This window comes from Klebsiella sp. OBRC7, assembly GCF_000293135.1.
In the GTDB taxonomy this organism is placed as follows: Bacteria; Pseudomonadota; Gammaproteobacteria; order Enterobacterales; family Enterobacteriaceae; genus Klebsiella; species Klebsiella michiganensis.
On the sequence record NZ_ALNJ01000149.1, the window covers coordinates 39,754 to 59,622 of the forward strand.

Genomic DNA, 19,869 nt, shown 5'->3' on the forward strand with positions numbered 1-19,869 from the left:
CTCCGGTGAAGTTCGTAAAGTATCTTTTTATCCTTGCAGTCTGTTGCGTACTGCTGGGAGCAGGCTCGATTTTTGGTCTCTATAAATATATAGAGCCGCAGCTCCCCGACGTCGCAACCCTGAAGGATGTGCGCCTGCAGATCCCGATGCAGGTCTATAGCGCGGATGGCGAGCTGATTGCGCAATATGGCGAAAAACGCCGTATTCCCGTCACGCTGCAGCAAATGCCGCCTGAGCTGATAAAAGCGTTTATCGCCACCGAAGATAGCCGTTTTTATGAGCATCATGGCGTTGACCCGGTCGGGATTTTCCGCGCGGCCAGCGTCGCGATGTTCTCCGGCCACGCCTCGCAGGGCGCCAGTACGATTACTCAGCAGCTGGCGCGCAACTTCTTCCTGAGCCCTGAGAAGACGCTGATGCGTAAGGTGAAAGAAGCCTTCCTCGCGATCCGCATCGAGCAGTTGCTCAATAAAGATGAAATCCTTGAGCTGTACCTGAACAAAATCTATCTTGGCTACCGCGCCTACGGCGTCGGCGCGGCCGCGCAGGTCTATTTTGGGAAATCCGTCGACCAGCTTACGCTGAGCGAAATGGCGGTCATTGCGGGCCTGCCTAAAGCGCCGTCGACGTTTAACCCGCTCTACTCCATGGATCGCGCAACCGCCCGCCGCAACGTTGTTCTCTCACGGATGCTGAGCGAAGGCTACATCACGCAGTCGCAGTACGATCAGGCGCGTAGCCAGACGATTGACGCCAGCTACCATACGCCGGAAATCGCCTTCTCCTCCCCGTATCTTAGCGAAATGGTGCGTCAGGAAATGGTCAGCCGCTACGGCGAGCAGGCTTATGAAGACGGTTATCGCGTCTACACCACTATTACCCGTAAAAACCAGCAGGCAGCCCAGCAGGCGGTGCGGAATAACGTGCTGGATTACGACATGCGCCACGGCTATCGCGGCCCGGAAAAGGTGCTGTGGAAGGTGGGCGAAACGCCGTGGGATAACCAGAAAATCCTCGATACCCTGAAAAAAACCCCGAGTACCGGACCGCTCTCACCGGCGGTAGTCACTTCGGCAAGCCCGCAGGAAGCCGTCGCACTCATGAGCAACGGCACCTCAGTGTCGCTGAATATGGAAGGCGTCCGCTGGGCGCGTCGGTTCATCTCTGATACCCAACAGGGCGCCACGCCGCGTAAAGTGAACGATGTGGTGCAGGCCGGGCAGCAGGTGTGGGTCCGCCAGGTAGGTAGCAGCTGGTGGCTATCGCAGGTGCCTGATGTCAACTCGGCGCTGGTATCGATCAACCCGCAAAACGGGGCGATCATTGCGCTGGTCGGCGGCTTCGATTTCAACCAGAGCAAGTTCAACCGCGCGACTCAGGCGCTGCGCCAGGTCGGTTCTAACATTAAGCCGTTCCTCTACACAGCGGCAATGGATAAAGGCTTAACGCTGGCGAGCATGCTCAACGATGTGCCGATTTCCCGCTGGGATGCCGGTTCCGGCTCCGACTGGCGGCCAAAAAACTCCCCGCCGCAGTATGCGGGCCCTATCCGCCTGCGTCAGGGGTTGGGTCAATCAAAGAACGTTGTCATGGTTCGCGCGATGCGGGCCATGGGCGTGGACTACGCGGCTGAGTATCTCCAGCGCTTCGGCTTCCCGGCGCAGAACATCGTGCGAACAGAATCGCTGGCGCTGGGCTCCGCGTCTTTCACCCCGCTTCAGGTTGCTCGCGGCTATTCGGTGATGGCTAACGGCGGTTTCCTGGTCAGCCCTTATTTCATCAGCAAAATCGAGAACGATCAGGGCGGCGTCATTTTTGAAGAGCGGCCAAAAATTGCCTGCCCGCAGTGCAATATTCCGGTGATTTATGGCGATACGCCAAAGTCCGATGTGCTCGAGAACAAAGACGTTGAGGACGTAGCGACCTCTCAGGACCCGCAAAACCCCGGCGTTCCTCCGCAGCCGCAGCTGGCGCAGGCGAACCAGTCGCTGGTGGCGCAAAGTGGCGCACCGGAGTATGCGCCGCACGTGATCAACACCCCGCTGGCGTTCCTGATTAAAAGCGCCCTGAACACTAACATCTTCGGCGAACCGGGCTGGATGGGCACCGGCTGGCGAGCGGGACGCGATCTGCAGCGTCACGATATCGGCGGCAAAACCGGGACCACCAACAGTTCAAAAGATGCGTGGTTCTCCGGCTACGGCCCTGGCGTGGTGACGTCGGTATGGATTGGCTTCGATGACCACCGTCGCGACCTTGGCCGCACCACCGCCTCCGGAGCAATCAAAGATCAGATATCGGGCTATGAAGGCGGCGCCAAAAGCGCTCAGCCGGCCTGGGATGACTTTATGAAAAACGTGCTGCAAGGCGTACCGGAAGAACCGCTTACGCCGCCGCCGGGTATTATTACGGTCAATATTGACCGCAGTACCGGTCAGTTGGCCAGCGGCGGTAACAGCCGCGCTGAGTACTTTATTGAGGGCACTCAGCCTACCCAGCAGGCGGTTCATGAAGTCGGCACCACCATTACCGATGGCGGGGGGGAAACCCACGAACTGTTCTGACAAAAAAAGCGCCTGCGGGCGCTTTTTTTTGGCTGACGAAAAACCGGTTGTAGATATCGCGCCACGGCTGGCGCCTTTACCACGACCTACCGTAACGGCGCCGCAAGGCCCGTCGCGGGACATTTTTCGTTATCCGGGAGAGGCGCTACAGCCGCCCCTGAGCCTGCAGCCACTCGCGCAGCAGGAACAGCGCGCTAACGTTACGCGCTTCGTTAAAGTCCTCTTCATCAAGCAGCGTCATCAGCTGCGACAGCGGCCAGCGAACCTGGGGCAGCGGCTCGGGCTCGTCGCCGGGCAGCGATTCCGGATAAAGATCTTCCGCCACCAGAATGTTCATCTTGCTGGAGAAGTAGGAGGGGGCCATGCTCAGCTTTTTCAAAAACGTCAGTTTTTGCGCGCCAAAGCCGACCTCTTCTTTTAGCTCGCGGTTGGCGGCCTCCAGTACGCTTTCACCCGGATCGATCAGGCCTTTTGAGAAGCCCAGCTCATAGGATTCCGTACCGACAGCGTATTCGCGAATCAAGATTATATGGTCATCGACAATCGGCACAATCATCACGGCTTCACGGGTAGAAGGCCGCATCCGTTCATACACTCGGCGCACGCCGTTGCTGAACTCGAGGTCCACGCTTTCAACATTAAAAAGGCGCGAGCGCGCGACTGTTTCAACATTGAGAATAGTGGGTTTTTGTAATGATTTGCTCATTGTCATCGGTCTATGCTGTGATTACAGCGGCCATTGTGCGATACGCAGCACGGTTTCGGCAATCCTAATCGCTACTAATTTACATAGTTGCAACTTTCCCGTCTCGAGTCCGATTATCACAATGACTAAAAAGTCAATAGGTTGAATAGTATTTGAGAATATACTGATTCCTGGATTTTAACGTTTTTGATAAGGTTGTATGCTGCTGCTTTGCATAAGAGATGTTCCCGCTTTAACAGAGTGCCGATTGCGACGGCTGTTTTACCTCCATTGATGAATGGCAACCGACGATACCAGTAAGAAAAGAATAACTATGATGGGATGGGCATGGGCACCTTTCTGATATTTTTGATAGCTCTGCTAATCTGCGCATTGCTTATCGGGTGGTGGTATCGCACGCATGCAAGACGTCGTCGCCTGCCGCTGCTGCAGGCCTTTAGCGATGCCGCGACGCGCAAGCTTTCCGATGAAGAGCGCAGCGCCGTAGAAAAATACCTCGACCGTCTCAGCCGCAACCAGCAGCTGCCGGCATCAGGCGCCAGCAGCGCGCCGGTAAACCTGACCCTGAACGAACAGAGCGGCACCGTTTATAGCGTCACCCGAGCCATCACTCGCTACGGCATCACCACCGACGACCTCAATAAATGGCGCTACTTCCTTGATTCCGTTGAAATTCATCTTCCTCCCTTCTGGGAACAACACATCAATGATGAAAACAGCGTCGAATTAATCTCCACCGATAGCCTTCCGCTGGTGATTGCTCTCAACGGGCAAACCCTCAGCGACTACCCGCACGAGTCCCGAGGGTTGGCGCTTGAAAAATCCTCCGTGCCTCAGGCTTCCATCCGCGGAGAAGAGAGCGAACAAATTGAGCTGCTGAACATCCGCCCGGAAACCCCTGAAGAGTACGCGCTCAGCCGCCCTGACGGTCTGCGCGAAGCCATCCTGGTGGTCACCGCTTTCCTGCTGTTTTATTGCAGCCTGATGACTCCCAACGTTTTTTCCCCCTGGCTACTGGGCGGCGGGTTGCTTCTCCTGCTTGCGGGCATATGGGGTATTTACGCCCCCCCACGTAAAACATCGCTGCGGGAAATTCACTGCCTGCGCGGCATGCCTAAACGCTGGGGGCTGTTTGGTGAAAACAACCAGGAACATATCAATAATATTTCCCTCGGTATTATCGATCTTATCTACCCGCGCCACTGGCAGCCGTGGATCGCGCAGGACCTCGGCCAACAAACGGATATCGACATTTATCTTAGCCGCCACGTTGTCCGCCAGGGGCGCTTCCTGTCGCTGCATGATGAGGTTAAAAATTTCCCGCTTCAGTACTGGCTCCGCAGCGCGATTATCGCCCTGGGCGCGCTGCTGGTCGTCGTGATGCTGTGGGCCAGCGTACCGCTTAATATGCCCTTTAAATTTACCCTTTCATGGCTCAAGGGCGCACAAACTATCGAAGCCACGACGGTTGCCCAACTGGAGAAGTCAAAGATTCGCATCGGCGACACGCTGCGCCTGAAAGGCACAGGAATGTGCAACATCCACTCGCCGGGCGCCTGGACGGCAAAAGAGAACTCGCCGTTTATGCCGTTCGATTGTTCACAAATCGTCTGGAATGATGCCCCTCCCCTGCCGCTGCCGGAGTCAGATATCGTCAGTAAGGCCACCGCCCTGATGCAGACCGTTCAGCGCCAGCTCCATCCCGAATCCGATGACGATTCGCGCGTCAGCCCGGCGCTGCGTTCCGCCATTCAGAAGTCGGGCATGGTGCTGCTGGATGACTTTGGCGATATCGTCACCAAAACTAACGACCTGTGCTCTGCGAAAGACGATTGCGTTCGTTTGAAGAATGCGCTGGTTAACCTCGGTAATACCCGCAACTGGGAAACCCTGACCAAACGCGCAAACGCGGGCAAGCTGGATGGCGTCAACGTCCTGTTACGCCCGGTAAGCGCGGAGTCGCTGGAGAATCTGGTCACCACCTCCACCGCCCCGTTCATCAGCCGTGAAACCTCGCGCGCGGCGCAGGCGCTGAATAGCCCGGCACCCGGCGGTTTCCTGATTGCCAGCGATGAAGGCAGCGACCTGGTGAATCAGCCATGGCCAGGCACCGGGTTATACGACTTCCCTGCACACCAGCAGTGGAGCGAACTGCAGCGCCTGGCGGGCATGTTAATGCACACGCCGTTCCAGGCAGAAGGCATCGTCACCAATCTTTATACCGATGCCAACGGGACGCAGCACATCAACCTGCATCGTATTCCCGATCGCACCGGTCTGTGGCGCTATCTCGGCACTACGCTGCTGCTGCTGACTATGCTGGGCTGCACGGCGTATCACGGCCTCCAGGCTTTTCGTCGCTATCAGCGCCATCGCCAGCGTCAGGAAGAGATTCAGAAATACTACGAAAACTGCCTGAATCCGGATCTCCTTTCCTCGCCGGACCCGCAAGAATAATTCTCTGCGCGACCGGGTATGATACCCTGTCGCGCAATTTCCCCCTCGCTGGAGACTCACCATGCATTTTGATATCGCCTGGCAGGAGGTTGATACCGTTCTGCTGGATATGGACGGCACGCTGCTCGACCTCGCCTTCGACAACTACTTCTGGCAAAAACTGGTGCCGGAAACCTGGGGCGCCGCACGGGGTCTCAACCTGCAGGAAGCCAGGGACGCAATGCGCCAGGAGTACCACGCGGTGCAACATACGCTAAACTGGTACTGCCTGGACTACTGGAGCGAGCGCCTGGGTTTGGATATTTGTGCGATGACCAGCGAGCAGGGGCCAAGGGCCGCGCTGCGTGAAGATACCGTGCCGTTCCTCGAGGCGCTAAAAAACAGCGGCAAACGGCGGATTTTGCTGACCAACGCCCATCCGCATAATCTGGCGGTGAAGCTAAAGCACACCGGGCTGGATGCACACCTTGATTTATTGCTTTCCACCCACACATTTGGTTATCCGAAAGAAGATCAGCGGCTGTGGCACGCCGTGGCTGAAGAAACCGGCTTCGACGCGCGTAATACGCTCTTCGTCGACGATAACGAGGCGATTCTGGACGCGGCGGCGGAGTACGGTATCCGCTACTGCCTCGGCATCACCAACCCCGACTCCGGGCTGGCGGAAAAAAGCTACGCTCGCCATCCGGGGTTGAATGACTACCGGCATCTGATCTCCTCGCTGACCCTACAGGAGAGGCCATGAAAGAAAAACCCGTCGAAGCCGTCAGGCTGGACAAATGGCTGTGGGCAGCCCGCATTTATAAAACCCGTGCGCTGGCGCGCGAGATGATTGAAGGCGGCAAGGTGCACTATAACGGGCAGCGCAGTAAGCCTGGCAAAGTGGTCGAGCTGAACGCGACCCTGATGCTCCGCCAGGGCAATGACGAACGCACCATTGTGGTAAAAGGCATTACCGAACAGCGCAGACCCGCCAGTGAAGCCGTCGCGCTTTATGAAGAGACGGCGGAAAGCATCGAGAAGCGCGAGAAAGTGGCGCTGGCGCGGAAGATGAACGCCTTAACCATGCCGCATCCCGACAGGCGACCGGATAAGAAAGAGCGCCGCGACCTGATGAGATTTAAACACGGCGATAGTGAATAACTGTGGCCCGCAAGAGAGATGATTATGACTCAACACGATCAATTACACCGCTATCTGTTTGAAAACTATGCCGTACGCGGTGAGCTGGTAACCGTTTCAGAAACTTTAGAACAGATTCTGACCAACCATAGCTACCCGCAGCCGGTGAAAACCGTGCTGGCGGAACTGCTGGTTGCCACCAGCCTGCTGACCGCCACGCTGAAGTTCGCCGGCGATATTACCGTTCAGCTGCAGGGCGATGGCCCGCTGTCGCTGGCGGTGATCAACGGCAACAACCAGCAGCAGATGCGCGGTGTAGCCCGCGTCCAGGGCGAGATCCCGGAAGGGGCGGACCTGAAAACCATGGTCGGTAACGGATATCTGGTCATTACCATCTCTCCGGAAGAGGGCGAGCGCTATCAGGGCGTGGTCGGTCTCGAGGGGGATACCCTTGCGGCCTGCCTCGAAGATTACTTCCAGCGCTCCGAACAGCTGCCGACCCGACTGATCATTCGTAGCGGCGAACACGACGGTAAACCAATGGCCGGCGGTATGCTGCTGCAGGTTCTGCCAGCGCAGGACGCACAGGCGGCGGATTTCGAACATCTGAGCACCCTGACTGAGACCATCAAAGCTGAAGAGCTGTTTACCCTGCCAGCGAACGATGTGCTCTGGCGCTTGTATCACGAAGAAGAAGTCACCGTTTACGAGCCGCAGGACGTCGAGTTTAAATGCACCTGCTCTCGCGAGCGCTGCGCCGGCGCGCTGAAAACGCTGCCGGATGAGGAGATCGATAGCATCCTGGCCGATGAAGGTGAAATCGATATGCACTGCGACTACTGCGGTAATCACTACATCTTTAATGCGATGGATATTGCCGAAATTCGTAACAACGCCTCCCCGGCCGACCCGCAGCTCCACTAATCATCGCTTCGTCAGGCGCGGTTTCCCTTTTCGCGCCTGGCGTCAACGCTTTTTCTGCGCGTGGTGAATCGATTCCCCATGAAAGAGTTACGTAATTTTCTTTCAGGTAAGCGATTACATTCACATTTCAACAGTTTTTTTAATTACTTTTTAACCATTAAGAAACATCTACCCCCAACTATGCCCCAATTCCTGAGATAATCCCCTACGCCTCGTGACAGGAGTCACAACGTTTTTCGTAAGTCCGCCGTTTGTCGAGATACGTAAATCTATGAGCCTGGTCGCGGTCTATACCCCGTAATAAACCCTACAATTTAAAGCAGTACATATTGGCTAAGGAGCAGTGACATGCGCGTTAATAATGGTTTAACCCCGCAGGATCTCAAGGCTTATGGTATCAATGACGTCCAGGATATCGTTCATAACCCCAGCTACGATACTTTGTATGAAGAAGAGCTCGCCCCCAATCTGGAAGGCTATGAACGTGGCGTATTAACAAATCTTGGTGCAATCGCCGTAGATACCGGTATTTTTACCGGCCGTTCTCCAAAAGATAAGTATATCGTTCGTGATGACACCACCCGCGATACGGTGTGGTGGGCTGATAAAGGCAAAGGCAAGAACGACAACAAGCCGCTCTCTGAGGAAACGTGGCAGCACCTGAAGGGGCTGGTGACCCGCCAGCTCTCCGGCAAGCGTCTGTTTATCGTTGACGCCTTCTGCGGCGCCAACGCCGACACCCGCCTGAGCGTCCGCTTTATTACCGAAGTCGCCTGGCAGGCGCATTTCGTGAAGAACATGTTTATCCGACCAGGCGATGAAGAGCTGGCAAACTTCAAGCCGGATTTCATCGTGATGAACGGCGCCAAGTGCACCAACCCGCAGTGGAAAGAACAGGGTCTGAACTCCGAGAACTTCGTCGCGTTCAACCTGACCGAGCGCATTCAGCTCATCGGCGGCACCTGGTACGGCGGCGAAATGAAAAAAGGGATGTTCTCGATCATGAACTACCTGCTGCCGCTGAAGGGCATCGCCTCCATGCACTGCTCCGCCAACGTAGGGGAAAAAGAGGATGTCGCCATCTTCTTCGGCCTTTCCGGTACCGGCAAGACCACCCTCTCTACCGATCCGAAACGCCGTCTGATTGGCGATGACGAACACGGCTGGGATGACGACGGGGTATTCAACTTCGAAGGCGGCTGCTACGCCAAGACCATTAAGCTTTCCGAAGCCGCGGAGCCGGATATCTACCATGCGATTCGCCGCGATGCGCTGCTGGAGAACGTGGTGGTGCTGGCTGACGGTACCATCGATTTTAACGACGGCTCGAAGACCGAAAACACCCGCGTCTCTTATCCGATCAACCATATCGAGAACATCGTTAAGCCGATCTCTAAGGCCGGTCATGCCACCAAGGTTATCTTCCTGACCGCCGACGCCTTTGGCGTCCTGCCGCCGGTTTCTCGCCTGACCGCCGACCAGACCCAGTACCATTTCCTGTCTGGCTTCACCGCCAAACTGGCGGGTACCGAGCGCGGCGTTACGGAGCCGACGCCAACCTTCTCCGCCTGCTTTGGCGCGGCGTTCCTGTCGCTGCACCCGACGCAGTACGCGGAAGTGCTGGTGAAACGCATGCAGGCGTCAGGCGCGCAGGCCTATCTGGTCAACACCGGCTGGAACGGTACCGGTAAACGTATCTCTATCAAAGATACTCGCGCCATTATCGACGCCATTCTTGATGGTTCGCTGGACAACGCCGAAACCTTCACTCTGCCGATGTTTGAGCTGCAGATCCCGACCGAGCTTCCCGGCGTGGATACCCATATCCTCGACCCGCGCAACACCTACGGATCGCCGGAGCAGTGGCAGGAGAAAGCGGAACAGCTGGCGAAGCTGTTTATCGAGAACTTCGAGAAGTACACCGATACGCCGGCGGGCGCTGCGCTGGTGGCCGCAGGGCCGAAACGCTAATCGGGTCCGCAGAAATGAAAAAGCCGGGAATCGCTTCCCGGCTTTTTTATCGCGTTGAAATCACGCTGGCTTTTTCTTACTCGCCGCCTTGCGCCGCTTATCCAGATCCTTAAGCAGCTTATTCACCTGCTCATCGGCAAACATCGCCTCGAGGGTGGTGGAGAGCTTGCGACGCCAGTTTGGATACTCCGTGCTGGTGCCCGGAATATTGACCGGCTCGGCCATCTCCAGCCAGTCTTCTGGCTGCAGGCCCAGCAGGGCGCTGTTGCTGTCGGCAATATAGCGCTGCATTCCACGATTGAGGGTCGACGTCATTGCCATCAGCGACGCTTTGTGCCCGGTACGCTTCGGCAGACAGCCGTAGCGGTGCAGAGCGTCCAGCAGCCCCTGCTTCGCCCGCTCGCGGTCCTGATACAGTCCGCGCAGTACCACCGCATCCGGATACAGGCCAAGCGATTTACCCAGCGTCAGGTCGCCGCTTTCCCAGTAGCCGCGCAGCGTTGGCAGGTCATGCGTCGTAGCCACAGCCATTGATTGCTCCGGATACGCCTTCGGCGCACGGAAAGTCTTCTCGTGGTCATTTTCGAAATAGAGCACTTTGTAAGAGTAAACGCCGCTTTTACGCAGCTTACCGACGATCTCTACCGGTACGGTTCCCAGATCCTCGCCGATCACCATACAGCGATGACGCTTACTCTCCAGCGCCAGAATCGACAACAGATCGTCGATCGGATACTGCACATAGGCGCCGTGATCGGCCGTTTCACCGTAAGGGATCCACCACAAACGCAGCACCGACATCACGTGATCGATGCGCAGCGCCCCGCAGTTTTGCATGTTGGCGCGCAGCAGTTCGACAAACGGCTCATAGGCGCGCGCCACGATGATATGCGGATCCATCGGCGGCAGGCCCCAGTTTTGCCCCAGCGGGCCCAGGATATCCGGCGGCGCGCCGACGGAGGCTTTCAGGCAGTACAACTCGCGATCGCACCAGGTTTCCGCCCCGCCTTCCGCAACGCCCACCGCCAGGTCGCGATACAGGCCAATCGGCATGGCGTCGTTCTGGCTGGTATGCCAGCATTCAGCAAACTGAGTGAAAGCGAGCCACTGCAGCCACAGGTAAAAATTCACCTCATCGGCGTGTTCGGTGCAGAACGCTTTAACCTCCGGGCTATCGGTATTCTGATAAGCCTTCGGCCACGCGGGCCAGCCCCAGCGCATCGGATCCTGTTTAACCTGCCAGGCGTGCAGCGCGTCAAACGCCGCCTGCCAGTACAGGCTTTCCCCCTCGCGCGCCACAAACTGACGGAACTCCGCCGTCGTCTCATCGTTACGTGCGGAAAAACCTTTCCACGCCATGCGCAGCGCAGTGAGCTTAAGGGCGGTCACGGCGGTATAGTCAACATCATCGGTCTGACGCGCGGCCTGTAGGGCCTGCTGCGTAGCCGGTGATTGCCACCATTTCTGCGCCTCTTTGCTGTGTCGAAAATCCTCTACCGCATTGACGTCAATATAGATAACGTTGAGCCAGCGGCGCGAAGAGGGGCTGTACGGACTGGCGCTCTCCGGATTAGCCGGATAGAGCGCGTGAATCGGGTTAAGCCCGATAAACGCACCGCCGCGGCGGGCGATTTCCGGCAGCATCGCGCGTAAATCGCCGAAGTCGCCAATCCCCCAGTTCTTCTCCGAGCGCAGCGTATACAGCTGTACGCAGGTTCCCCACAGCTTCTTGCCATCCTTCAGCGCCTGCGGTTCGTAGCAGCGCGCGGGCGCGACGATGACCCGGCAATGCCAGCGGTCGCCGTCCTGAGTCAGCGTCAGCGTGTGGTACCCTTCCGGCAATCTTGCCGGCAGCGGCAGCGTTTCACCGCCGCGCGCCTGGCCCTGATACTGTTTCCCTTCTTCGGTGGTGAGGATCCAATGGAACTCCCCCTGGCCCGCCACCGGCAGAGACATCTTTTTGCCGTAGGTGAACACCTGCACCGCAGGCAGCGGGTTAACCGCCGCCTTCACGGCGGTCGCTGTACGATGCATCGCATCAAGCAGCCGCTGCTTGGTCACCGCAGCAATGGACTGCGGCTTTCCGTGAGCATTGATGTAGCTTGGGCTTATTCCCGCCGCCAGGGCAGCGTTATCAAGGCGTTTAGTCTCCATAGGCCTGTCCTTAGCGTTTTGCCTGCCAGATACGTTGCTGATAATCGCGAATCGAGCGGTCGGAGCTGAACATGCCGCAGCGCGCGGTGTTCAGGATCGCAGCGCGCGTCCAGGCTTCCTGGTCGCGATACAGCGCATCAACCTGCTTCTGCGCCGCCACGTAGGCTTCAAAATCCGCCAGCACCAGGTACGGATCGCCGCCTTTCAGCAGGCTATGCAGCATCTGGTCAAAGGCATGCTTATCGCCATCGCTATATTTGCCGCTCTCCAGCTCTTTCAGCACCGCGTCCAGCAGCTTGTCTTTCTTACGCCATTTCAGCGGATCGTAGCCTTTGGCTTTCAGCGCTTTCACTTCTTCCACGGTATGACCGAAGATAAAGATGTTCTCGTCACCCACCTGCTCAGCGATTTCCACGTTCGCCCCGTCCAGGGTTCCCACGGTCAGCGCACCGTTCAGCGCCAGCTTCATATTGCCGGTACCGGAGGCCTCTTTACCCGCCGTAGAGATCTGCTCGGAGACATCCGCCGCCGGGATCAGCATTTCCGCCGCCGAGACGCAGTAGTCCGGCAGGAATACCACTTTCAGCTTATCGCCAACCAGCGGATCGTTATTGATCGCTGCGGCAACCTTGTTGATCGCCCAGATAATATTCTTCGCCAGGTAGTAGCCCGGCGCCGCTTTCGCACCGAACAGGAACACGCGCGGTACGCGGTCTGTCTGCGGGTTCTCGCGGATTTCTTTGTACTGCGCGAGGATGTTCAGCAGGTTGAGGTGCTGACGTTTGTACTCGTGCAGACGTTTAATCTGGATATCGAAAATCGCCTGCGGATTAATCTCAATACCGGTACGCCGCTTCACAAACTCCGCCAGGCGAACCTTGTTGGCCAGCTTAATGTCGCGATACGTCTGACGGAACTTAGCGTCATCGGCATATTTTTCGAGGTTGATCAGCTGGTCGAGATCGTTGGCCCACTCTTTCTTCAGGGTTTTATCCAGCAGCGCGGCCAGAGCCGGGTTGCACTGTTTGATCCAGCGGCGCGGGGTAATACCGTTGGTGACATTATGGAATTTATTCGGCCACAGCTGGTGATATTCCGGGAACAGATCTTTCACCACCAGGTCGGAGTGCAGCGCGGCAACGCCGTTAACCGCAAAGCCGCTCACCACGCACATGTTCGCCATGCGAACCTGTTTATCGTGCACCACCGCCAGTTTCGCCCATACCTGCTTATCGCCCGGCCAGGTTTTATCCACCAGCGTTTTAAAGCGGTCGTTAATCTGTTTGATGATCTGCATGTGGCGCGGCAGCAGCGCTTTCACCAGCTTCTCATCCCAGCACTCCAGCGCTTCCGGCATCAGGGTGTGGTTGGTATACGCGAAGGTTTTGCTGGTAATCGCCCAGGCGTCGTCCCAGCTCAGCTGATGCTCATCAATCAGCACGCGCAGCAGTTCCGGAATCGCAATCGTCGGGTGAGTATCGTTAAGCTGGATGACTTCGTAATCCGCCAGCTCCGCCAGCTTGCGGCCCGCCAGATGATGGCGACGCAGAATATCGGCAACCGAGCAGGCGCACTGGAAGTACTGCTGCATCAGACGCAGTTTTTTACCCGCCTGATGGTTATCGTTCGGGTAGAGAACTTTCGTCAGTTTTTCGGCGTCAATGCCCTGCTGTTCGGCACGCAGGAAATCGCCGTCGTTGAATTTGGTCAGGTTAAACGGATGCGCGTGCTTAGCCTGCCACAGGCGCAGCGGCTGAGCCACGTTGTTGCGGTAGCCCAGCACCGGCAGATCCCAGGCTTCACCGGTAATCACGAATGCCGGTACCCACTCACCACTTTTGGTCACTTTACCGCCGAGGCCAACCTGCACGTCCAGCGCTTCGTTGTGGCGGAACCACGGGTAGCTATTACGCCCCCAGTCATCCGGCGCTTCCATCTGCTGGCCGTCAGCGAAAGACTGGCGGAACAGACCGTACTGGTAGTTCAGGCCGTAGCCGGTCGCCGACTGGCCAACGGTAGCCATTGAATCAAGGAAACATGCCGCCAGACGGCCAAGACCGCCGTTGCCCAGACCCGGGTCGATTTCCTCTTCCAGCAGGTCGGTCAAATTAATGTCGTGCGCCTGAAGCTCATCGCTGACCTGCTGATACCAGCCAAGATTAAGCAGGTTGTTGCCGGTCAGGCGACCGATCAAAAACTCCATGGAGATATAGTTTACGTGGCGCTGCCCTTCGGCCGCTTTCGCTACCGGCTGAGCCGACAACAGCTCGGACAGCGCACCGCTAACGGCGCGCCACCACTGACGCTGGGTCATCTCGGAAGCGGACTGTAAACCAAAATGCTGCCACTGACGCGTCAGTGCAGCCTGAAACTGAGCTTTGTTAAAAGAAGTCTGTGACATAAGTAATCCGGGTCCTTTACTAAAACGTTAGCGTTAGTGTGCCGACCTCCCGGAGTCACGTCCTCATCCCGCCAGGGATTAGCCGGGGAGGAGTAGCAGGGATGAGCGAAAAGTGTGATCGTGGCCACTATTACGTTAGCCTACCGGCCAAAATTATGCTGCAAAATTCGCCATACCGGAACAATAAACCGGCCCGTCTGGCGCTCAAAATTTTGTTACAAGCCAGGACGATAAAAGCAAGCGAAATGCCGTTTTGTAAATATCGACAAATAAAAGTAAATATCAGGGGAATAGACGTACTTTAATGTAGAAATAGCTCAAAAGGATGACTGATAAGATTTTGCTGATAATATTTTATTAAAAAACAAACAGCTACTAATTTTGTAATTAAACATTAGCTTATTGTACCCGCAACCTGCGCAATCCCAATAACCGCGCATGCTGACGCGGGTTTCTGTGAATTTCTCTCTATGTCCAAATTTGTGACATAGAGCAAATTCAAGAGCATAAAACTCGGACATAACTTGCAATACAATTCATTATGGCCGACCTTATTGGATATTAATTACGAAGCGCAAAAAAAATCGCAACTCCTCCCTTGCACAGCGAAATGAAGAACTATGTTGATTCCGTCTAAATTAAGTCGCCCGGTCCGCCTTGAACACACTGTGGTTCGTGAGCGATTGCTGGCGAAACTTTCCGGCGCGAACAATTATCGTCTCGCGTTGGTGACCAGCCCGGCTGGCTACGGTAAGACCACGCTCGTGTCTCAATGGGCGGCGGGGAAAAACGATCTCGGCTGGTTCTCCCTGGATGAAGGCGATAACCAACAGGAGCGTTTTGCCAGCTATCTTATCGCCGCCGTTCAACAGGCAACCGGCGGCCACTGCGCGGCCAGCGAAGCGATGGTGCAAAAACGCCAGTACGCCAGCCTGCCTTCCCTCTTCGCACAACTGTTTATTGAGCTGGCCGACTGGCAGCGCCCGCTGTTCCTGGTGATTGATGATTACCATCTGATCAGCAATCCGGTGATTCATGACGCAATGCGTTTCTTCCTCCGCCATCAGCCAGAAAATATGACGCTGGTGGTGCTGTCGCGTAATCTGCCGCAGTTGGGTATCGCCAACCTGCGCGTGCGCGATCAGCTGCTGGAAATCGGCAGCCAGCAGTTGGCTTTTACCCATCAGGAAGCCAAGCAGTTTTTCGACTGTCGTCTCAGTTCGCCCATTGAAGCCGACGACAGCAAAAGGCTGTGCGACGATGTTGCCGGCTGGGCCACCGCGCTACAGCTGATTGCCCTCTCGGCGCGCCAGAACAATACTTCCGCCCACCACTCCGCCCGTCGTCTTGCCGGCATTAACGCCAGCCATCTTTCTGACTACCTGGTCGATGAGGTGCTGGATAACGTGGACCCGCGGACGCGTAATTTCCTGCTGAAAAGTTCGCTACTGCGTTCAATGAACGATGCGCTCATCGTCCGCGTTACCGGCGAAGAGAATGGCCAGATGCAGCTGGAAGAAATTGAACGTCAGGGTTTATTTCTGCAGCGGATGGACGATTCCGGCGAATGGTTCCGCTACCATCCGCTGTTCGGCAACTTCCTGCGCCAGCGCTGCCAGTGGGAGCTGGCGGTTGAGCTGCCGGAAATTCACCGCGCGGCGGCAGAAAGCTGGATGGCGCAAGGCTTCCCGAGCGAAGCCATTCACCACGCCCTGGCCGCGGGTGATGCAAAAATGCTGCGCGATATTCTGCTCAGCCACGCGTGGGGCATGTTTAACCACAGCGAACTGAGTTTGCTGGAGCAGTCCCTCGCCGCGCTGCCGTGGTCAAACCTACTGGAAAACCCGCGTTTAATTCTTTTACAGGCCTGGCTGATGCAAAGCCAGCACCGCTATAGCGAAGTGAATACCCTGCTGGCGCGCGCAGAGCAGGAGATGGATACGGAAATGGACACCGCCATGCACGGGGATTTCAACGCCCTGCGCGCCCAGGTGGCGATCAACGCGGGCGATCAGGACGAAGCCGAGCGCCTGGCGATGGTGGCCCTTGATGAACTACCGCTGGCCAGCTACTACAGCCGTATCGTTGCCACATCCGTACATGGTGAAGTTCTGCACTGCAAAGGACAGCTGAGCAAATCGCTGGCGGTCATGCAGCAGACGGAACAGATGGCCCGCCGTCATGACGTCTGGCACTACGCGTTATGGAGCATGATCCAGCAAAGCGAAATCCTCTTTGCGCAGGGTTTCCTGCAGGCCGCCTGGGAAATTCAGGAAAAAGCGTTCCAGCTGATTCGCGAACAGCACCTTGAGCAGCTGCCGATGCACGAGTTCCTGCTGCGGATTCGCTCCCAGCTGCTGTGGGCCTGGGCGCGGCTGGATGAAGCGGAGACCTCCGCGCGCAGCGGCATGAACGTGCTTTCCTCCTATCAGCCGCAGCAGCAGCTGCAGTGCCTGACGCTGATGGTACAGTGCTCGCTGGCGCGGGGCGACCTGGATAACGCCCGCAGCCATTTGAATCGCCTGGAAAACCTGCTTGGCAACGGCCATTACCATAGCGACTGGGTATCCAATGCCGACAAAGTCCGGGTGATCTACTGGCAGATGATCGGCGATAAAGCCGCCGCGGCAAACTGGCTGCGCCAGACGCCAAAACCGGAATTCGCTAACAACCATTTCTTGCAGAGCCAGTGGCGCAATATCGCCCGCGCGCAGATCCTGCTCGGCGATTTTGATTCCGCCGAAATGGTGCTGGAAGAGCTAAACGATAACGCCCGCTCGCTGCGTTTGATGAGCGACCTGAACCGCAACCTGCTGCTGCTCAACCAGCTCTACTGGCAGGCCGGGCGTAAGAGCGAAGCGCAAAAAGCGCTGCTGGAAGCGCTCACCCTCGCTAACCGCACCGGGTTTATTAATCATTTTGTCATTGAAGGCGAAGCGATGGCGCAGCAGCTGCGCCAGCTGATTCAGCTCAATACGCTGCCGGAGCTGGAGCAGCACCGCGCCCAGCGTATTCTGCGCGATATCAACCAGCATCATCGCCATAAGTTCGCCCACTTTGACGAGAGCTTCGTCGAGCGGCTGCTGAACCACCCGGAAGTGCCGGAGCTTATCCGCACCAGCCCGCTGACCCAGCGCGAATGGCAGGTCCTGGGACTTATCTATTCCGGCTACAGCAACGAGCAGATCGCCGGTGAGCTGGACGTGGCCGCCACCACGATTAAAACGCATATCCGTAACTTGTATCAGAAGCTGGGCGTGGCGCACCGCCAGGATGCCGTTCAGCATGCCCAGCAGCTGTTGAAAATGATGGGATACGGGGTTTAAGCCGCTATCGGCTCGCTTCCGGCAACATAACCGTTACGTCATCGCCGGCGGCAGGTTTCCCTCCGCCTGGCGGCGGAGATAATCCCGTCACTCATCAACATCACGCCATCAATCGCGCGCGTCAGGCGGAGCAACGCTCTGGCATGACCCGGAAATGCTAAAGGTTCAGCACAGCTCCAGCTGAAGGTTGTTATCGGTAATCACCTTCAGTACGCCGGCGGGCGGCATCACATCGGTGTAGACCGCATCAACCATGCTGATGCTGCCCATGTTGACCATCGCATTACGGCCAAATTTAGAATGGTCAACGACCAGCATCACGTGGCGGGAGTTTTCAATAATCGCCCGTTTGGTGCGCACTTCGTGGTAGTCGAACTCCAGCAGCGAGCCATCGCTGTCGATACCGCTGATGCCGAGAATGCCGAAATCAAGGCGAAACTGGGAGATAAAGTCCAGGGTGGCCTCACCGATAATACCGCCATCCCGGCTGCGCAGCTCGCCGCCGGCCAGGATAATACGGAAGTCCTCTTTCACCATCAGCGTATTGGCGACGTTGAGGTTATTGGTGACGATGCGCAGATCGTTATGGTTAAGCAGCGCGTGGGCCACCGCTTCCGGCGTGGTGCCGATATCGATAAACAGCGTCGCGCCATCGGGGATTTCGCTCGCCACCTTGCGGGCGATGCGCTCTTTTTCCTGGGTCTGAGTCGATTTTCTGTCGTGCCAGGACGTATTCACCGAGCTGGACGGTAGCGCAGCGCCGCCGTGATGACGCAGGATCATTTTCTGATCGGCTAAATCATTCAGATCGCGGCGAATGGTCTGCGGGCTGACGGCAAACTGCTCAACAAGCTCTTCGGTACTGACGTATCCCTGTTTTTTTACCAGCTCGATAATCGCGTCATGACGTTGTGTTTGTTTCATGAAATATCCCTGGGAATCTCTACGTTCGTTTTCGCACATTCTGCGTATCAACAAACGCCATCGCCAGCCCGGTCACCAGACCGGCCACGTGCGCACCGTTCGCAATAGACATGCCGAAAACATCAAACCATCCAGCAATTAACCATACTAAAGAGAAGAGTATCAAGCCGCGCTGTAAATAAATGCCGCTCTGCGGATCGCGCTCGCCCCGTAGCCAGACATAGCCCATTAGCGCATAGACTACGCCAGAGAGTCCGCCAAACCACGGGCCGCTGAACTGATGCTGCACAAAGCCGCTCAGCAAAGCGGCGATCACCGTAATCACCACCAGCTTGCCGCTGCCAATGCGCTTTTCTACCGCTCCGCCGAGGTACCACCACCATAGCAGGTTGAACAGAATATGCATCAGCGAGAAGTGCATGAGCGCATGGCTAAAGTAGCGCCAGACTTCAAATTTCAGCGAAGGATCGTAGGGCCAGGCCAGCAGCAGCATGACCGGTTGATCGCCAATGACCGTTTGCAGGACAAAGACGGCGATGCAGGCGAAGAGCACGCCCCAGGTCACCGGGCCGGCGTTATGGCGAAGCGTCGCTAAAAAGGGAAAGCGCTGGTAGTGCAGCCCGCTATTGGTGTGCCCCGACTGCCAGCTGGCGGCGAGGTAACGCGGATCGGCGGGATTTTCCAGAAAGCGGGCCAGTTCGGCCTGTACGCGTCCGGCCTGGGACTCATCAGCCAGCCAGATATCGCTCTGCGTATGCTGCTGAATAGTCAGAATAATGCCCTGCGTCGCCATATAGTCGACAAACGCCTGGGCCACGCGCGGGTTGGCAAAAGAGGTAATCATTAACATGCAGCGGATCGCTTATTCCACACAAAGGGAGATATTATAGCCACAACCGGCGCTAACGCCTAAAGTGCGCCATGCGCGACTTCCGCCGGAAAATGCCGGTGCCAGGCATCAAACCCGCCGTCCACGCTGTAAACCTTGTCGTAACCCTGCTGCAGCAGATACTGCGCGGCGCCTTTGCTGCTATTGCCGTGATAGCACATCACCATGACCGCCGTATCAAAGTCGTTGTCGCGCATAAACGCGCCCAGCGTATCGTTGGTCAGATGGAATGCGCCCGGCGTGTGGCCCATCGCATAGCTTTGCGGGTCGCGAATATCGACCAGCACCGCCGTCTGCTGGTGCATTTTCTGGTGGGCTTCTTCTACGTTAATACATTCAAAGCGATCCATAAGCTCTCTTCTTTATATACGGATATACAGGCAGGCGGCGAAACGCCCTGGATTTTAGCGTCTAGTGTACAGCCTGGCGCT

Annotated in this window: 13 protein-coding genes; 7 read left to right on the forward strand and 6 right to left on the reverse strand. The window is 56.8% G+C overall.

Annotated features, from left to right (window positions below; translation table 11 throughout):
- The first annotated feature begins 5 nt into the window (after positions 1 to 5).
- Positions 6 to 2,564 (forward strand): peptidoglycan glycosyltransferase/peptidoglycan DD-transpeptidase MrcA, encoded by a 2,559-nt coding sequence (gene mrcA, locus HMPREF1144_RS29085; protein WP_009654857.1) that lies wholly within the window; start codon positions 6 to 8, stop codon positions 2,562 to 2,564.
- Between the two features lie 145 nt (positions 2,565 to 2,709).
- Here mrcA and nudE read toward each other — a convergent pair whose 3' ends face one another.
- On the reverse strand, positions 2,710 to 3,270 hold the full coding sequence (gene nudE, locus HMPREF1144_RS29090; protein WP_004854946.1) for an ADP compounds hydrolase NudE: 561 nt from the start codon (positions 3,268 to 3,270) through the stop codon (positions 2,710 to 2,712).
- Between the two features lie 327 nt (positions 3,271 to 3,597).
- Between nudE and HMPREF1144_RS29095 the strand changes: the two genes are divergently transcribed.
- The 5 genes from HMPREF1144_RS29095 (at position 3,598) to pckA (ending at position 9,744) form a co-directional block, all read left to right on the forward strand.
- A complete protein-coding gene (locus HMPREF1144_RS29095) occupies positions 3,598 to 5,727 on the forward strand; it encodes an intracellular growth attenuator family protein (protein WP_042928740.1) in 2,130 nt (709 codons plus the stop codon).
- Between the two features lie 61 nt (positions 5,728 to 5,788).
- Positions 5,789 to 6,472 carry a GMP/IMP nucleotidase gene (gene yrfG, locus HMPREF1144_RS29100; RefSeq protein ID WP_009654861.1) on the forward strand — a complete coding sequence of 228 codons (684 nt, stop codon included), beginning with the start codon at positions 5,789 to 5,791 and terminating at the stop codon, positions 6,470 to 6,472.
- Positions 6,469 to 6,870, forward strand: a complete 402-nt coding sequence (gene hslR / locus HMPREF1144_RS29105) for a ribosome-associated heat shock protein Hsp15 (protein ID WP_004126060.1) — start codon at positions 6,469 to 6,471, stop codon at positions 6,868 to 6,870. The genes yrfG and hslR overlap by 4 nt, the downstream gene beginning before the upstream one ends.
- Before the next feature lie 18 nt (positions 6,871 to 6,888).
- A complete protein-coding gene (gene hslO, locus HMPREF1144_RS29110; protein ID WP_009654836.1) occupies positions 6,889 to 7,773 on the forward strand; it encodes an Hsp33 family molecular chaperone HslO in 885 nt (294 codons plus the stop codon).
- 348 nt (positions 7,774 to 8,121) lie between these two features.
- Complete coding sequence (gene pckA / locus HMPREF1144_RS29115) at positions 8,122 to 9,744, forward strand: phosphoenolpyruvate carboxykinase (ATP) (protein WP_004854959.1); 1,623 nt, start codon at positions 8,122 to 8,124, stop codon at positions 9,742 to 9,744.
- A 60-nt stretch (positions 9,745 to 9,804) separates the two neighbouring features.
- Here pckA and malQ read toward each other — a convergent pair whose 3' ends face one another.
- On the reverse strand, positions 9,805 to 11,898 hold the full coding sequence (gene malQ / locus HMPREF1144_RS29120) for a 4-alpha-glucanotransferase (protein WP_009654844.1): 2,094 nt from the start codon (positions 11,896 to 11,898) through the stop codon (positions 9,805 to 9,807).
- Positions 11,899 to 11,908: 10 nt separating this feature from the next.
- On the reverse strand, positions 11,909 to 14,299 hold the full coding sequence (gene malP, locus HMPREF1144_RS29125; RefSeq protein ID WP_009654839.1) for a maltodextrin phosphorylase: 2,391 nt from the start codon (positions 14,297 to 14,299) through the stop codon (positions 11,909 to 11,911).
- Between the two features lie 620 nt (positions 14,300 to 14,919).
- Here malP and malT point away from each other — a divergent pair.
- On the forward strand, positions 14,920 to 17,625 hold the full coding sequence (malT, locus tag HMPREF1144_RS29135) for an HTH-type transcriptional regulator MalT (protein WP_004854971.1): 2,706 nt from the start codon (positions 14,920 to 14,922) through the stop codon (positions 17,623 to 17,625).
- Positions 17,626 to 17,790: 165 nt separating this feature from the next.
- Here the strand turns inward: malT and HMPREF1144_RS29140 are convergent, their stop codons facing one another.
- Genes HMPREF1144_RS29140 through glpE form a run of 3 tightly spaced genes read right to left on the reverse strand, consistent with a single transcriptional unit; the run spans position 17,791 to position 19,788 of the window.
- A complete protein-coding gene (locus HMPREF1144_RS29140) occupies positions 17,791 to 18,549 on the reverse strand; it encodes a DeoR/GlpR family transcriptional regulator (RefSeq protein WP_004106478.1) in 759 nt (252 codons plus the stop codon).
- 19 nt (positions 18,550 to 18,568) lie between these two features.
- A complete protein-coding gene (gene glpG, locus HMPREF1144_RS29145; protein ID WP_004854974.1) occupies positions 18,569 to 19,399 on the reverse strand; it encodes a rhomboid family intramembrane serine protease GlpG in 831 nt (276 codons plus the stop codon).
- A gap of 59 nt (positions 19,400 to 19,458) precedes the next feature.
- Complete coding sequence (gene glpE / locus HMPREF1144_RS29150) at positions 19,459 to 19,788, reverse strand: thiosulfate sulfurtransferase GlpE (RefSeq protein WP_004126086.1); 330 nt, start codon at positions 19,786 to 19,788, stop codon at positions 19,459 to 19,461.
- Positions 19,789 to 19,869 lie beyond the last annotated feature (81 nt).

What these genes read in the sequence shown, in the direction of transcription:
- nudE (WP_004854946.1), bottom strand. Translation starts at nt 3,270, where the DNA reads ATGAGCAAATCATTACAAAAACCCACTATTCTCAATGTTGAAACAGTC.
- HMPREF1144_RS29095 (WP_042928740.1), top strand. Translation starts at nt 3,598, where the DNA reads ATGGGCACCTTTCTGATATTTTTGATAGCTCTGCTAATCTGCGCATTG.
- yrfG (WP_009654861.1), top strand. Translation starts at nt 5,789, where the DNA reads ATGCATTTTGATATCGCCTGGCAGGAGGTTGATACCGTTCTGCTGGAT.
- hslR (WP_004126060.1), top strand. Translation starts at nt 6,469, where the DNA reads ATGAAAGAAAAACCCGTCGAAGCCGTCAGGCTGGACAAATGGCTGTGG.
- hslO (WP_009654836.1), top strand. Translation starts at nt 6,889, where the DNA reads ATGATTATGACTCAACACGATCAATTACACCGCTATCTGTTTGAAAAC.
- pckA (WP_004854959.1), top strand. Translation starts at nt 8,122, where the DNA reads ATGCGCGTTAATAATGGTTTAACCCCGCAGGATCTCAAGGCTTATGGT.
- malQ (WP_009654844.1), bottom strand. Translation starts at nt 11,898, where the DNA reads ATGGAGACTAAACGCCTTGATAACGCTGCCCTGGCGGCGGGAATAAGC.
- malP (WP_009654839.1), bottom strand. Translation starts at nt 14,299, where the DNA reads ATGTCACAGACTTCTTTTAACAAAGCTCAGTTTCAGGCTGCACTGACG.
- malT (WP_004854971.1), top strand. Translation starts at nt 14,920, where the DNA reads ATGTTGATTCCGTCTAAATTAAGTCGCCCGGTCCGCCTTGAACACACT.
- HMPREF1144_RS29140 (WP_004106478.1), bottom strand. Translation starts at nt 18,549, where the DNA reads ATGAAACAAACACAACGTCATGACGCGATTATCGAGCTGGTAAAAAAA.
- glpG (WP_004854974.1), bottom strand. Translation starts at nt 19,399, where the DNA reads ATGTTAATGATTACCTCTTTTGCCAACCCGCGCGTGGCCCAGGCGTTT.
- glpE (WP_004126086.1), bottom strand. Translation starts at nt 19,788, where the DNA reads ATGGATCGCTTTGAATGTATTAACGTAGAAGAAGCCCACCAGAAAATG.